Here is a 14,767-nt window from a genome sequence, read left to right on the forward strand (position 1 = left end):
GTTTCCCGTATCTTGATGCTTGTTCGCTACTTGCGGCCGAGCGTGTGTTCGCGCTTTTCCAGCCACCAACCATATTCGGGCGTCCAGAGATCGAAGTCCGGATCGCAGCCCAGAGCCTGCGCGGCGTGCAATGCCCAGAATGGCTCGTACAGCGCCTGGCGACCGATCGCGATCAGGTCGGCATCGCCCTCCTGCAGGATCGCCTCGGCCTGCGGCCCGTCGAGGATCAGCCCCACCGCCATCGTCGGGATGCCGGCGCCCTTCTTCACGGCCGACGCGAACGGCACCTGAAAGCCGAGGCCGCGCTTCACGCCCGCCGCCGTCGCGGCACCGGCGATGCCGCCCGAGGAGCAGTCGATCACGTCGACGCCGATCGCCTTGAGCTCCTGGGCGAAGGCGACCGTGTCGTCGACGTCCCAGCCGCCGCCGCCATCGACCGCCGAGACACGCACGAACAGCGGCTTGTTCTCGGGCCACGCCTGGCGCACGGCACGCGCCACGTCGAGCGGGAAACGCATGCGGCCAGCGCGGTCGCCGCCATACTGGTCGTTGCGCGTGTTGCTGATCGGCGAAAGGAACTGCGCCAGCAGATAGCCGTGCGCGCCGTGCACTTCGAGCACGTCATAGCCCGCGGCATCGGCACGCTTCGCGGCGGCGGCAAACTTCTGCACCAGCCCCTCGATCTCCTCGACCGACAGAGCGCGCGGCTTCAGCCAGCCTTCGGCAGCGGCGAGATCGGTCGGGCCGACGACTTCCCATTTCTGCCAGCCGGCACCTTCGGGGCCGAACTGCCCGCGCTTGTCGAAAGTGCGCGGCGTCGAGCCCTTGCGGCCCGAATGCGTGATCTGCGTGGCCGACAGCACGCCCTCGCCGCGGATGAAGTCGGTCAGGCGCTTGTGGCTCGCGATCTGGCTGTCGTCCCAGAGGCCGAGATCGCCCTGGGTGACGCGGCCGCGCGGCTCCACCGCACAGTTCTCGGTGAACACGACCCCGAACTTGCCCAGCGCGAACTTGCCGAGATGGACGAGGTGGAAATCGTTCACCAGCCCGTCCGTCGCGCGGAACTGGACCATGGGGGAAACGACACACCGATTGGGTGCCGTGACGCCACGCATCTTGAGCGGCGAGAAGAGAAGCGGTTTCTGCAAAGGTCGGTCCCCCGGACGGGATGGCTATTCGAGGAGGCGAACATAGACCGGGGCGGCCCTCAGGGCCTATCCTCCCGGCCATGTTTGACCTCGTTATCCGAAACGGAACCGTGATCGACGGCTCGGGCGCCCCGCGCCGGATCGCCGATGTTGCAGTGCAGGGCAATCGGATCGCCGCCGTCGGCCCCAAGCTTGGCCCTGCGAAGCGCGAGATCGACGCCGCCGGCCTCGTTGTGGCGCCCGGCTTCGTCGACATCCACACGCATTACGACGGACAGGCGACATGGGACCCGTTCGTCACGCCGTCCTCGTGGCATGGCGTCACGACGACGGTGTTCGGCAATTGCGGCGTCGGCTTCGCGCCGGTCCGTCCGGGTGCCTCGGGCTATCTCATCAACCTGATGGAAGGCGTCGAAGACATTCCCGGCACCGTTCTCAGCGAGGGCGTGAAGTTCAACTGGGAGTCCTTCCCCGACTATCTCGACGCGCTGGCCTCGATGGACCGTGCAGTCGACGTGGCAGCGCAACTGCCGCACGGCGCTCTGCGCTTCTATGTCATGGGCGATCGCGGCGCCGAGCACGCCGAAGTCCCGACCGAACACGAGATCGAGGAGATGGCCCGCCTCACCGAGGAAGCGCTGCATGCCGGCGCGATGGGCTTCACCACCTCGCGCACCACCAAGCACAAGGCGCGCGACGGCCGTTTCACGCCGACGCTCAGCGCCCGCGAAGCCGAGCTGTTCGGCATCGCCCAGGGCATGAAGCGCGCCGGTCGCGGCGTGCTGCAGGTCAACTCCGACTTCGGTCCCGGCGAGTTCGAGGCGCTGGACGCGGCCGCCAAGCTGGCGGGCCGGCCCCTCTCCTGCCTGCTGGTGCAGGTCGACGCGCAGCCCAAGCTGTGGCGCGAGACGCTCGACCAGATCAACGCGGTGCGCCGCAGCGGCCGAGTGGCCAATGCGCAGGTGGGCTCGCGTCCGATCGGCGTCATCATGGGCCTCGAGACGACGGCACATCCCTTCGCCGGCCATCGCGCCTGGCTCGACATGCGCAAGCTGTCACCCGGGGAGCGCTACCAGCGCCTCGTCGCCGACGCCGACCTGCGTCGCGTGCTGACCGAGGGCAAGCAGGAACCCAATCCGCGCGCCTTCATGGCGGAAGCCTTCGATCGGATGTTCCCGATCGGCGAGCGGCCGGACTATGAGCCCGACAAGAAGGACTCGATCGCGGCCATCGCGCAGCGCACGGGACGCACGCCGCAGGCAGTGGCACTCGAGGAGATGATGTCGCGCGGCGGCAAGGGCCTCCTGATGCTGCCGTTCGAGAACTATGCCTATGGCAGCCTCGACGTGGTGCACGAGATGATCACCGATCCCGCGTCGGTCCTCGGCATCGCCGACGGCGGCGCCCATGTCGGCGTGATCTGCGACGCTTCCTCGCCCACTTCGCTGCTCACTTTGTGGGGCCGCGACCGCACGCGCGGACCGAAGCTCGACCTCGAATTCCTGATCGCCAAGCAGACGCGTGGCACGGCCGAGGCTTACGGGCTGATGGACCGCGGCCTGCTGGCGCCGGGCCACAAGGCCGACATCAACGTCATCGACTTCGACAATCTCACCCTGAAGCGCCCGGAAGTGGCCTACGACCTGCCGACCGGCGGCCGCCGCCTGGTCCAGCGCGCCTCGGGCTACAAGCACACGTTCAACGCCGGCGTCGAGACCTTGCAGAACGACGAGCTGACCGGCGAACGCCCGGGCCGGCTGGTGCGTGGGGCGCAGGCGGCGCAATAGGTTCCCGTCGTCTCGACCGGAGCGCGCAGCGCGGAGTGGAGAGACCTTCTCTCCACTAGAAGCCGCCTAATCGTTGAGAGAAGGTCTCTCCACTCCGCCCCTTCGGGGCTCCGGTCGAGACGACGGATTTTTCTACACCGTCATATGCTTGCGCACGGCCTCGACGTCGAAGGTCTCGCGCGTACCTGACATCACGACTTCACCGCGATCCATGACCGCGAAATCGTCGGCGAGTTCGTGGGCGAAGTCGAGATACTGCTCGACCAGCACGATCGCCATGTCGCCGCGCTGGCGCAGGTAGGTGATGGCGCGGCCGATATCCTTGATGACCGACGGCTGAATGCCTTCGGTCGGCTCGTCGAGCAACAGGAGCTTCGGCCGCATCGTGAGCGCACGGCCGATCGCGAGCTGCTGCTGCTGGCCGCCCGAAAGATCGCCGCCGCGGCGCTTCAGCATCGACTGCAGCACCGGGAACAGCTCGAACACTTCGTCCGGCACCTTCTTGTGCTCGCGGCTCACCGGCGCGAAGCCGGTCTCGAGATTCTCCTTCACCGTCAGCAGCGGGAAGATCTCGCGGCCTTGCGGCACCAGCGCCACGCCACGGCGCGCGCGGTCGTAGGGCGCCAGCTTCGAGATCTCCTGACCGTCGACCTGAATAGTGCCCGACGCAATCGACTGCATGCCGGAGATGGCACGCAGCAGGCTGGTCTTGCCGACGCCGTTGCGACCGAGCAGGCAGGTCACCCTGCCAATGGTGGCCGAAAGCGACACGCCGCGCAGCGCCTGGGCGGCGCCGTAGTAGAGATTGACGTTCTGGACTGAAAGCATCGTCATCGCCCGAGATACACTTCGACGACACGCGGATCGGCGCTGACCTGGTCGAGCGATCCCTCGGCCAGGGTCGAACCCTCGTGCAGCACCGTCACCTTGACGCCAAGCGCGCGCACGAAACTCATGTCGTGCTCGACGACGACGACCGAATGGGACTTGTTGACCTCGCGCAGCACCTGCGCGGTGGTCTCGGTCTCGATGTCGGTCATGCCGGCGACCGGCTCGTCAACCAGCATCAGCTTCGGGTTCTGCGCCAGCAGCATGCCGATTTCGAGCCATTGCTTCTGGCCGTGGCTCAGCCGCGCGCCCAGCATGTGCTGCTGCGGGCCCATGCGGATGATCGACAGGATTTCCTCGAGGCGGTCGTTCTCGGCCTTGCTGGGCGTCGCCAGCAGCAACCGGTACCAGCTGCGCATGCCGGCCAGCGCCAGCAGGAGATTGTCGCGCACCGTGTGGTTGTCGAACACGGTGGGCTTCTGGAACTTGCGGCCGATGCCCAGCGTGGCGATGTTGGCTTCGTCGAGCTTGGTGAGGTCGGCCCGGCCGTCGAACACCACTTCGCCCGAATCGGGGCGTGTCTTGCCGGTGATGACGTCCATCATCGTGGTCTTGCCGGCGCCGTTGGGCCCGATGATGGCGCGCATCTCGCCCGGCTCGATCAGCAGGGAGAGATTGTTCAGCGCCTTGAAGCCGTCGAACGAGACGCTGACGCCGCTGAGATAAAGCAGCGCCGAGGTGCTGCGCGCGTGGGTAATGCCGGGGGCCTTCATGCCGCTGCCCTCGCCTGCCGCTCGCGCGACCGGCTCCTGAACTGGTTCCACAGGCCGACCACGCCCTTGGGCAGCAACAGCGTCACCACGATGAACAGGGCGCCCAGCGCGAACAGCCAGACCTCCGGCAGCGCGCCGGTGAGCCAAGTCTTGCCGAAGTTCACGAGGAAGGCGCCGATCACCGGACCGATCAAGGTGCCGCGCCCGCCGACCGCGACCCACAGCACCGCCTCGATCGAGTTGCCGGGCGAGAATTCGCTGGGATTGATGATGCCGACCTGCGGCACGTAGAGCGCACCGGCAATGCCGGCCATCGCCGCCGACAGCACGAACACGAACAGCTTGTAGCGCTCGACCCGGTAGCCGAGGAACCGCATGCGGCTTTCGGCATCGCGCACCGCGGTCAGCGCCTTGCCGAAGCGCGAGCCCACGATGGCGGCGGAGATCACCAGGAAGATCGCCAGCGCCAGTGCGGAGACGAAGCACAGCACGGCGCGCGTCGTATCGGACTGCACCGAGTAGCCGAGGATGTCCTTGAAGTCGGTCATGCCGTTGTTGCCGCCCAGCCCCATGTCGTTGCGGAAGAAGGCAAGCAGCAGGGCGAAGGTCATCGCCTGGGTGATGATCGAGAGATAGACGCCGGTGACGCGGCTGCGGAAAGCGAACCAGCCGAGCGCCAGCGCCAGGACGCTGGGCACCAGCACGATCATGGGTGCGGCAAACCAGAAGCTGTCGAAGCCGTGCCAGAACCAGGGCAGCTCCTTGTAGTTCAGGAATACCATGAAGTCGGGCAGCAGCGGATTGCCGTAGACACCGCGCGTGCCGATCTGGCGCATCAGGTACATGCCCATGCAGTAGCCGCCGAGCGCGAAGAAGGCGGCATGGCCCAGCGTGAGGATGCCGCAGAAGCCCCAGACGAGATCGACCGCCAGCGCCAGCGAGGCGTAGCAGAGATACTTGCCGACGAGCTGCACCGCCCAGGACGGCATGCGGAAGGGGCTGCCCGGCGGCAGGAGCAGGTTCGACAGCGGCACGAGGATGCCGACCGCCAGAACCAGCAGGACGAAGATGCGCAGGTTGCGGGTCATGCCCTGCCAGAGGAAACGCGTGATCATTCGACGGACCGACCCTTAAGCGCGAACAGCCCGCGCGGCCGGCGCTGGATGAACATGATGATGAACACCAGCACCAGGATCTTGCCCAGCACCGCACCTGCATAGGGTTCGAGGAACTTGTTCACGACGCCGAGCGTCAGCGCGCCGATCAGGGTGCCGAACAGGTTTCCGACGCCGCCGAACACCACGACCATGAAGGAGTCGATGATGTAGCCCTGGCCGAGGTTGGGGCTGACATTGTCGATCTGGCTCAGCGCCACGCCGGCAAGGCCGGCGATGCCCGAGCCGAGGCCGAAGGTCAGCGCATCGACCCGCGGCGTGCGGATGCCGACCGCCGCTGCCATCGGGCGGTTCTGCGTCACGGCGCGCATGTAGAGGCCGAGCGGCGTCTTGCGCAGCAGCAGGATCAGCGAGGCGAAGACGATCAGCGCGAACACCACGATCCAGAGGCGACCATAGGTGATGTTGAGCTGACCGAGCTGGAAGGCGCCCGACATCCACGACGGCGCGCCGACTTCGCGGTTGGACGAGCCGAAGATCGAGCGCACCGCCTGCTGCAGCACGAGCGACAGGCCCCAGGTCGCGAGCAGCGTGTCGAGCGGGCGGCCGTAGAGGAAGCGGATGATGGTACGCTCGATCAGGATGCCGATGGCGCCCGAGACCACGAAGGCGAGCGGCAGCGCGATCAGCAACGAGACGTCGAACAGGTGCGGCGCCGAGGTGCGGATGACTTCCTGCACCACGAAGGTCGTGTAGGCGCCCAGCATGACCATCTCGCCATGCGCCATGTTGATCACGCCCATGGTGCCGAAGGTGATGGCCAGCCCGATGGCGGCCAGCAGCAGCACGGAACCGAGCGAAATGCCGTACCAGACGTTCTGCGCCATTTGCCAGGCGGCCAGCGTCTGCTCGATAGAACCAGCGGCAGCCGCGGCGGCCGTCTTGACCTCGCCGTCGGAAGCAGTCGCGGCGGTGTTCAGGATACCGAGCGAATCGCGATCGCCACGATCCTTGAGCAGGGCGATCGCGGCGAGCTTCTGCGCCGGCGGCGTATCGGCCGCCGCGAGCACGATGGCGGCGCGCGCCTCGCTCATCGCGCGCTTGATGCGGGCGTCCTTCTCGGCGGCGAGCGCCTGGTCGAGGGCCGCCAGGGCGGTGGCGTCGCGGCGCTTGAAGAGCGCGTCGGCGGCGCTGAGCCGGATCCTGGCATTGGGGCTCATCAGGGTGAGCGAACCGACCGCGGCTTCGATCGTGCCGCGCAGGCGATTGTTGACCCGCACGCGGTCGAGGTCGGCTTCGACGGCGCTGCCGGCCGGCTTGCCAGACACCGCTTCGGTGAGCGCCAGCTTGTTGCCGTCGGTCGTGCCGATGACGGCGAGCTTGTCGGAATTGCGGATGTAGAGCTGGCCGGCAGCCAGGGCTTCGAGGATCGGTGCGGCGCGCTCCTCGCCCGAGGTCGCCAGCGCGGTGATCGCCGCCTCGCGCTCGCTCAAACCGCCGGAGGTGAGATTGCCGACGAGGGCCGTGAGGTCGGCCGCGAGAGCCATTCCGGTCAGGGTCAGTGACACCAACACGGAGAGGAGGACCGAAAGCGGTCGAAGACGAAGCATGTGCTGTGACTTACCCGGGAGATGGAAACGGGGCGACCCGAAAGTCGCCCCGTCCTGTGAGTCCTGCGCGGTGACCTACTTGGCCGCCTTGCCGATGCACTTGTTGGCGACGGTGTCGAAGTTTCCGCAGTTCACGGGCTTCGTCCAGTCAGCCTTCAGGTTCTTGGAGTCGTCGAGGATCGGCGACCACGCGGCGCCCGGGACGAGGCCGGGGGTCTTCCACACCACGTCGAACTGGCCATTGCCCTCGATCTCGCCGATCAGCACCGGCTTGGTGATGTGATGGTTCGGCAGCATCTCGGAGACACCACCCGTCAGGTTCGGGACCTTGATGCCGATGATCGCGTCGATCACCTTGTCGGGATCGGTCGTGCCGGCCTTCGTGACCGCGGCGACCCACATGTTGAAGCCGATCACGGAGGCTTCCATCGGGTCGTTGGTCACGCGCTTGGCGTTCTTGGTGAAGGCCTGCCAGGTCTTGATGAACTCGGCATTGGTCGGGTCCTTGACCGACTGGAAGTAGTTCCAGGCCGCCAGATGGCCGACCAGTGGCTTGGTGTCGATACCGGCGAGCTCTTCTTCGCCGACCGAGAACGCCACGACCGGGATGTCCTTGGCCTTGATGCCCTGGTTGCCGAGTTCCTTGTAGAACGGAACGTTGGCGTCGCCGTTGATGGTCGACACGACGGCGGTCTTCTTGCCAGCCGAGCCGAACTTCTTGATGTCGGCCACGATCGACTGCCAGTCGGAATGACCGAACGGCGTGTAGTTGATCATGATGTCTTCCTTCGGAACGCCCTTCTGGAGGAGGTACGCTTCGAGGATCTTGTTGGTCGTACGCGGATAGACGTAGTCGGTACCGGCCAGGACCCAGCGCTTCACGTCGCCGCCGTCCTTGCTCATCAGGTAGTCGACGGCCGGGATCGCCTGCTGGTTCGGCGCGGCGCCGGTGTAGAACACGTTACGCTGGCTCTCCTGGCCCTCGTACTGGACCGGGTAGAACAGGATGCCGTTCAGCTCCTCGAACACCGGCAGCACCGACTTGCGGCTGACCGAGGTCCAGCAGCCGAACACCACGGCGACCTTGTCCTTCTGCAGCAGCTCGCGCGCCTTTTCGGCGAACAGCGGCCAGTTCGACGCCGGATCGACCACCACGGCCTCGAGCTTCTTGCCCAGGAGGCCGCCCTTCTTGTTCTGCTCTTCGATCATCATCAGCACGACGTCCTTCAGGGTCGTCTCGCTGATCGCCATCGTGCCCGACAGTGAATGGAGGATGCCGACCTTGATCGTATCCCCCGCCTGCGCAAACGCGCTGGTCGCCGCGCTGGCCATCAGGCCGGCGGCGACGAGGCCCGTCCGCATGAGTGTTCCCAACTTCATCCCGCTCTCCTTGTTCCCGACGGAATCTCCCCGCCGGAAATCAAGGGAAGCGAAAGTCGTGCCAAACGAACGGATGCCCTTGGGGAAAGGATTAGTTGGCGATCAGGACCAGCGCGCCGCCGGCCATCACCGCGCCGCCCAGAGCGCGCAGCGCCACGTCGCCGAGCGACCGGCGCGCAACCCAGCCGAGTCCCAGGCCGGCGGCATGCAACAGAGCCGTCGCCGCCACGAAGCCCAAGATGTAGAGGCTGGTGCCGCTGGTCGGCGCTTCGATAGCGTGGGCATATCCGTGGAACACTGCAAAAAACCCGACGACGACCATCGCGGCTACAGACGGGAGACGCACTGCAGCCATGATGAGGGCGCCTAGGATCAGGACGGAGGCAACGATTGCCGCCTCCGTGAGAGGCAATTTAATGCCCGCGAATCCGGCAGCTGCCCCGACAAGCATCATTGCGATGAAAGAAACCGGCACGAGATATGCGGCGGCGGGGCGCTTGACCGCCAGCATCGAGGCCCAGACGCCGACACCAACCATCGCCAGCAGATGGTCCAGTCCGGTGAAGGGATGGGCAAATCCCGAAGCCTCGTGCCCCGAGTGAGCCAGGACGGGACTTGCCACCGTCACGAGCAGGGCCGCCAGGCGGATCGATCGAAGGTTCATTGCGTTCTCCTCTTTATCTTGTCAGCTCAATCGCGCCGGCAGGCCGCCCTGCCGCACGATGAAGGCCGCGATATCTTCCAGACCCTTATTCTCCTTGAGATTGGAGAAAATGAAAGGCCGTTGGCCGCGCATCCTTCGGGCGTCGCGATCCATGACGCCAAGATCGGCGCCGACCAGCGGCGCGAGGTCGATCTTGTTGATCACCAGCAGGTCGGATCGCGTGATGCCCGGTCCGCCCTTGCGCGGAATCTTTTCGCCAGCCGAGACGTCGATCACGTAGATCGTGAGGTCGGCCAGCTCGGGCGAGAAGGTCGCGGCCAGGTTGTCGCCGCCGGATTCGACGAAGATGACTTCGAGGTCCGGCCACTTGCGCACGATGTCGGACACCGCGGCGAGGTTGATCGAGGCGTCCTCGCGGATCGCCGTGTGCGGGCAGCCGCCGGTCTCGACTCCGACGATGCGCTCGGGCTCCAGCGCGCCGGCGCGGGTCAGGAACTCGGCGTCTTCCTTGGTGTAGATGTCGTTGGTGACGACGGCGATGTCGTAGGTCTCGCGCATGCGCTTGCACAAGCGCTCGACCAGGGCGGTCTTGCCCGATCCGACGGGGCCGCCGACCCCTACTCTCAGCGGACCACGAGCGTTCATTTGTCCAGTTCTCCAGCCACCAGGGCGATGTACCCCACGCCCAGCAAGAGGCAGTAAGGCGAATAGTATTTCCGGTTGCGCGTGGCAAACGGCTCGGTGGTGAAGTGCGACTTCCAGCGGGCGCTGAAGCCCGCGATGCCGCGCGCCATGAAGATGCCGGCGATCGAGTAGGTGCCGGCCAGCACCAAATGATCGCCGATCCGGCCCAGCGCGTACCAGGGCCACAGGGCCATCACAGCCAGGACGAGCGCCACCGCGAAGCACTGCCAGGGCGGCGGCATACGCCGGCGGCCATCGCCCACGACGCTCAGCGCCAGGGCCTCCTCGCTGGCTTCCGGCCAGTGGCTGCCCATGCCCCACATCACATGGATCACGGCGATCGCGCCGACACCGATCGTCAGGAGAAGAGCCATCAAGGCGGTCATGAGCGAAAAAGCCGTGTGTATTGCGTTTCGTGACGAAGAGAGCACCAGTCGAGCAGCGGCGTCGCCGTACCGACATCGTCCAGGGCGTCGACCGTAATCGCGGCCTGCACCGCATCGTTAACCGAAGCTTCGAGCGCGGCCAAGGCAATCTGGCCATCGGTCTGGCCAAGCGGCACGGCGCGCAGAGCGGCCGAGATGAGATTGGCAGCAAAGGCGTGGAGATAGCCCGCCAGCGCTTGTTCGAGCGCGATGTCATGGACCGCGGCAGCCAGCGCCACGGCCACCGGCAAGGCCAGTTCACCGCCCAGCCGCTGGTGCACTTCGTCGAGAGCGGCGTGCGGCCAGGCGGTGCGCGTGATCGACAGGAACGAACCACCCTGCTGGCGGGATTCCAGCGCCATTTCGGAGGTGCCGCGCCAAGCGGCGGCACGTTCGGCAATAACGTCGAATGCCGGCCAGTTTCCTTCGTGGGCAGCCCGCCAGCCCGCCGCAAACAATGCGCCATCGACCGCGCCGGTGCCGCGTCTCAACACGCTGTCGAGCCAGGCGACCAGCATGACGCGGTCCTTCACCAGCCCTTCTTCGACGGCGGTTTCGACGCCGTGACTATAACTGAAAGCACCGATCGGATAGGCCGGCGAGAGCCAGGCCAGCAACCGGTAAAGCGGGTCGCTAGCCATGACGCTCCGCGTGCAGCCCGCCATGCCGATGACCCGTGTCGTGATTGTGCTGGCCGTAGGCGCCGCCTTCGGGATCGAACGGCACGCGTACCTTGCGCACCTCGGCGCCCAACCCCTTCAGCATGTCGACGATGACATGGTCGTCGCGGATCAGAATGCGGTCGGCGTCGATCTGGGTCGGTAGATGGCGGTTGCCGAGATGCCAGGCCAGCCGCGCAAACGACGCGGCGTCGCGGCCGCGCACCTCGACGAGATCCTCGTCCGCCGCCTTCACCTCGACGAAGCCGCCCTCCTCCAGCTTGAGCCCATCGCCCTCGTGCAGCACCACGGGCTCGATCAGGTCGAGCAGGAAATCGAGCCCGCCATCGCCCAGCATGCGCAGGCGCCGGCGATAGCGATCGTCGAACAGGAGAGTGACGGTATCCGTGCGTTCCGCCGCCGGCCAACGGCCGGCGCGCACGACTTCGATGGCGCGCTTCATGGCTAGAACAGGAAGTAGCGCTGCGCCATGGGAAGCGACGTCGCCGGCTCGCAGGTCAGCAGCTCGCCGTCGGCCCGCACCTCGTAGGTCTCGGGATCGACCTCGATCTTCGGACAGGTCGAATTGTGGACCATGTTCTTCTTGCCGATCTTGCGCGTGCCCTTCACCGGCAGCAGCGAACGGGTCAGGCCCCATTTCTTGGCGACACCCTTGGTAATCGAGGCCTGCGAGACGAACAGGACCGGGCTCGTCACCAGTGCGCGACCGAAGGCGCCGAACATCGGCCGGTAATGGACCGGCTGCGGCGTCGGGATCGAGGCGTTGGGATCGCCCATCGGGGCGGCGATGATCGAGCCACCGATCAGCACCATGTCGGGCTTGGCGCCGAAGAAGGCCGGCGACCACATGACGAGATCGGCGCGCTTGCCGACCTCGACCGAGCCGACATGCTTGGCGATGCCGTGGGTGATGGCGGGATTGATCGTGTACTTGGCGACGTAGCGCTTCACGCGGAAATTGTCGTTGTCGCCCTTCTCCTCTTTCAGGCGGCCACGCTGCTTCTTCATCTTGTCGGCGGTCTGCCAGGTGCGGATCACGACCTCGCCGACGCGGCCCATCGCCTGGCTGTCGGACGACATCATCGAGAAGGCGCCGATATCGTGGAGGATGTCCTCCGCCGCGATGGTCTCCTTGCGGATGCGGCTCTCGGCGAAGGCCACGTCCTCGGGGATGGCGGCATCGAGATGATGGCAGACCATCAGCATGTCGAGATGCTCGTCCACGGTGTTCACCGTGTAGGGCATCGTCGGATTGGTCGAACTCGGCAGGACGTTCTTCTCGCCGGCGAGGCGGATGATGTCCGGCGCATGGCCGCCGCCCGCGCCTTCGGTATGGAAGGTCGCGATGGTGCGGCCCTTGAAGGCGGCGCGCGTCGTCTCGACGAAGCCCGATTCGTTCAAGGTGTCGGTGTGGATCGCCACCTGCACGTCGTAGCGGTCGGCAACGCTGAGGCAGTTGTCGATGGCGGCCGGGGTCGTGCCCCAGTCCTCGTGCAGCTTGAGACCGCAGGCGCCGGCCTCGATCTGCTCCTTGATGCCGGCGGGCTTGCTGGTGTTGCCCTTGCCGAAGAAGCCGAGATTCATCGGCAGGCCTTCGGCGGCCTGCAGCATGCGGCCCATGTGCCAGGGGCCCGGAGTCACGGTGGTGGCGAGCGTGCCGTGCGCCGGGCCGGTGCCGCCGCCCATCATGGTCGTGACGCCGCTGTAGAGCGCGTCGTCGATCTGCTGCGGGCAGATGAAGTGGATGTGGCAGTCGATGCCGCCTGCGGTGATGATCTTGCCCTCGGCCGCGATCGCCTCGGTGCCGGGTCCGATGATGATGTCGACGCCCGGCTGGACGTCCGGATTGCCGGCCTTGCCGATGGCGATGATCACGCCGTCCTTGAGGCCGATATCGGCCTTCACGATGCCCCAATGATCGACGATCAGCGCATTGGTGATGACCGTGTCGACGGCGCCCTGCGCGCGCGTCTTCTGGCTCTGGCCCATGCCGTCGCGGATCACCTTGCCGCCGCCGAACTTGACCTCTTCGCCGTAGATCGTGTGGTCCTTCTCGACCTCGACGAAGAGATCGGTATCGGCCAACCGCACCTTGTCGCCGACGGTCGGGCCGAACATGTGGACATAGGCCGAGCGCGAGATGCGCGTCGGGCCTTCGTTGGACGGTCCCACCTTGGCGATCGGGCCGAGCTTGCCACCGACCTTTCCCTGGAAACCGTGGCTCTCGCGAGCCCCCATATAGGGCGTGAGCCGCACGGTGCGCGACTGGCCGGGTTCGAAGCGCACGGCAGTGCCGGCAGCGATGTCGAGCCGCATACCCTTGGCGCGCTTGCGATCGAACTTCAGCGCGTCGTTGGTCTCGAAGAAATGATAGTGGCTGCCGACCTGGATCGGCCGGTCGCCGGTGTTCGCGACCTCGATGGTGATCGGGTTGCGGCCCTTGTTGAGTTCGAGTTCGCCGGCGCTGGGGAGGATTTCACCCGGGATCATGGCGCGTCTCCTCAGCGGATCGGTGCGTGGACGGTGACGAGCTTGGTGCCGTCGGGAAAGGTCGCCTCGACCTGGATCTCGGCCAGCATGTCGGCGATGCCGTCCATCACCTGCGCCCGCGAGATGACATGCGCGCCGTCGCGCATCAGGTCGGCGACCGAGCGGCCATCGCGCGCGCCCTCGACGACGAAATCGGTGATCAGCGCCACGGCTTCGGGATAGTTGAGCTTCACGCCGCGCTCCAGGCGGCGGCGAGCCACCACGGCTGCCATGGCCACCAGAAGCTTGTCTTTCTCGCGCGGCGTCAGATTCATGCGTTTCCCCTTGCCGGTTGGCCCCGACTATAGCGCGACCGAGTTTGCATCAAACATGCCAAACGCGCGGCAGCCGGCGGCCCCGGAACTCGGTGAGAAACCGGATGGTCGCATGGCGCACCGCCGTCGCCTCGCCCAGCAGGCGCGCGACCATGATGCCGTTCACGAGGGTGACGCCGGCACGCACCTCGTCTGCAGCTTCAAGCAACGTGCGGGCTTTCTCAAAGTGAGGCTGCGGCGCATCCCACACGCCGATCACCGTCGCCAGCGCGTTGGCCGCGCCGAATCCGGCGCCGTCCGGCGTCTCGCCCTCGACCTTCAGCGTGTCGGTCCAGACGAGACGGCCGGGGCGACGCACCGACCAGGCATCAAGCAGCAGGCCCGTGGTGAAGCGCTCGCCCGAGGCGCCGCGGCCCAGCACCACCATTTCGCAGGCGAGCAGCGAGCCGCCCTCGACCACTTCCGCCACCGTGCGCCGCTTCAGTCGCGCCCCTTCGAAGACGATGGTCTCCTGCGGCAGCCAGTCGAGGGTCGCGCCCTCGGCCACGCGCACCTCGACGTCGATGGTGCAGGGATTGCTGCCACGCGAGGCGCGATAGATCTTTTCCGCTGCCTGGGTGGTCGCCACCGCTTCCGCGCCCGGCCCAATCTCGACGGACATCTTCAGCGCATCGCCGCCCGTGACCCCGCCCGAGGTGGTGATCATCACGGCCTGCGGCGGTTCGCCCGGCTCGGACTTGGGGAACAAAACCCGGCAGGGATCGCGTTGATAGAGGTCGCCGAGACGCGTTTTTCCGTCCCGCAGGTCGAACGCCACGCGGCTTTCGCCGGAGGAGCGCTGCATGCGGGGGAGTGGTTTCGGGGACGGG

Annotated in this window: 15 protein-coding genes and 1 pseudogene; 1 reads left to right on the forward strand and 15 read right to left on the reverse strand. The window is 66.4% G+C overall.

The window, feature by feature from the left end; all coding sequences use genetic code 11:
• Positions 1 to 26 precede the first annotated feature (26 nt).
• Positions 27 to 1,148, reverse strand: coding sequence for an NADH:flavin oxidoreductase/NADH oxidase (locus tag AC1RP5_RS25830; protein ID WP_493115544.1), 1,122 nt, complete (start codon positions 1,146 to 1,148; stop codon positions 27 to 29).
• Between the two features lie 110 nt (positions 1,149 to 1,258).
• Here AC1RP5_RS25830 and AC1RP5_RS25835 point away from each other — a divergent pair, with 110 nt between their 5' ends.
• Positions 1,259 to 2,935 (forward strand): N-acyl-D-amino-acid deacylase family protein, encoded by a 1,677-nt coding sequence (locus AC1RP5_RS25835; protein ID WP_493115546.1) that lies wholly within the window; start codon positions 1,259 to 1,261, stop codon positions 2,933 to 2,935.
• Positions 2,936 to 3,067: 132 nt separating this feature from the next.
• On the opposite strand, the gene urtE is transcribed toward AC1RP5_RS25835, so the two are convergent.
• The 14 genes and pseudogenes from urtE to AC1RP5_RS25905 all read right to left on the reverse strand — a co-directional run bounded on the left by urtE (position 3,068) and on the right by AC1RP5_RS25905 (position 14,742).
• Entirely contained in the window at positions 3,068 to 3,763 is a 696-nt protein-coding gene (gene urtE, locus AC1RP5_RS25840) for an urea ABC transporter ATP-binding subunit UrtE (RefSeq protein WP_493115548.1), read from the reverse strand.
• 2 nt (positions 3,764 to 3,765) lie between these two features.
• Positions 3,766 to 4,536, reverse strand: a complete 771-nt coding sequence (gene urtD / locus AC1RP5_RS25845) for an urea ABC transporter ATP-binding protein UrtD (RefSeq protein ID WP_493115550.1) — start codon at positions 4,534 to 4,536, stop codon at positions 3,766 to 3,768.
• Positions 4,533 to 5,651, reverse strand: a complete 1,119-nt coding sequence (gene urtC, locus AC1RP5_RS25850) for an urea ABC transporter permease subunit UrtC (protein ID WP_493115551.1) — start codon at positions 5,649 to 5,651, stop codon at positions 4,533 to 4,535. Before urtC ends, urtD begins: the two co-directional genes overlap by 4 nt.
• Positions 5,648 to 7,261 (reverse strand): urea ABC transporter permease subunit UrtB, encoded by a 1,614-nt coding sequence (gene urtB, locus AC1RP5_RS25855; protein WP_493115553.1) that lies wholly within the window; start codon positions 7,259 to 7,261, stop codon positions 5,648 to 5,650. The genes urtC and urtB overlap by 4 nt, the downstream gene beginning before the upstream one ends.
• Positions 7,262 to 7,336: 75 nt before the next feature.
• On the reverse strand, positions 7,337 to 8,593 hold the full coding sequence (gene urtA, locus AC1RP5_RS25860) for an urea ABC transporter substrate-binding protein (protein WP_493116297.1): 1,257 nt from the start codon (positions 8,591 to 8,593) through the stop codon (positions 7,337 to 7,339).
• A gap of 139 nt (positions 8,594 to 8,732) precedes the next feature.
• Entirely contained in the window at positions 8,733 to 9,305 is a 573-nt protein-coding gene (locus tag AC1RP5_RS25865) for a HupE/UreJ family protein (RefSeq protein WP_493115555.1), read from the reverse strand.
• Positions 9,306 to 9,326: 21 nt separating this feature from the next.
• Positions 9,327 to 9,950: an urease accessory protein UreG gene (gene ureG, locus AC1RP5_RS25870; protein ID WP_493115557.1), complete on the reverse strand. Its 624-nt coding sequence runs from the start codon at positions 9,948 to 9,950 to the stop codon at positions 9,327 to 9,329.
• Entirely contained in the window at positions 9,947 to 10,363 is a 417-nt protein-coding gene (locus AC1RP5_RS25875; protein ID WP_493115559.1) for a DUF3995 domain-containing protein, read from the reverse strand. Before AC1RP5_RS25875 ends, ureG begins: the two co-directional genes overlap by 4 nt.
• A gap of 8 nt (positions 10,364 to 10,371) precedes the next feature.
• The gene (locus AC1RP5_RS25880) at positions 10,372 to 11,055 is read right to left on the reverse strand and encodes an urease accessory protein UreF (protein ID WP_493115560.1); all 684 of its coding nucleotides are present in this window, start codon (positions 11,053 to 11,055) and stop codon (positions 10,372 to 10,374) included.
• Positions 11,048 to 11,536, reverse strand: coding sequence for an urease accessory protein UreE (locus tag AC1RP5_RS25885; protein WP_493115562.1), 489 nt, complete (start codon positions 11,534 to 11,536; stop codon positions 11,048 to 11,050). The genes AC1RP5_RS25880 and AC1RP5_RS25885 overlap by 8 nt, the downstream gene beginning before the upstream one ends.
• A 2-nt stretch (positions 11,537 to 11,538) precedes the next feature.
• Positions 11,539 to 13,266 (reverse strand): urease subunit alpha, encoded by a 1,728-nt coding sequence (gene ureC, locus AC1RP5_RS25890; RefSeq protein ID WP_493116299.1) that lies wholly within the window; start codon positions 13,264 to 13,266, stop codon positions 11,539 to 11,541.
• Between the two features lie 75 nt (positions 13,267 to 13,341).
• Positions 13,342 to 13,584, reverse strand: a pseudogene (locus tag AC1RP5_RS25895) (urease subunit beta); the annotation flags it as partial.
• 11 nt (positions 13,585 to 13,595) lie between these two features.
• Positions 13,596 to 13,898: an urease subunit gamma gene (locus tag AC1RP5_RS25900; RefSeq protein ID WP_216956016.1), complete on the reverse strand. Its 303-nt coding sequence runs from the start codon at positions 13,896 to 13,898 to the stop codon at positions 13,596 to 13,598.
• A 49-nt stretch (positions 13,899 to 13,947) separates the two neighbouring features.
• Complete coding sequence (locus AC1RP5_RS25905; protein ID WP_493115564.1) at positions 13,948 to 14,742, reverse strand: urease accessory protein UreD; 795 nt, start codon at positions 14,740 to 14,742, stop codon at positions 13,948 to 13,950.
• Between the last annotated feature and the right edge of the window lie 25 nt (positions 14,743 to 14,767).

Source organism: Reyranella sp. GW821-FHT12G01 (assembly GCF_058806575.1).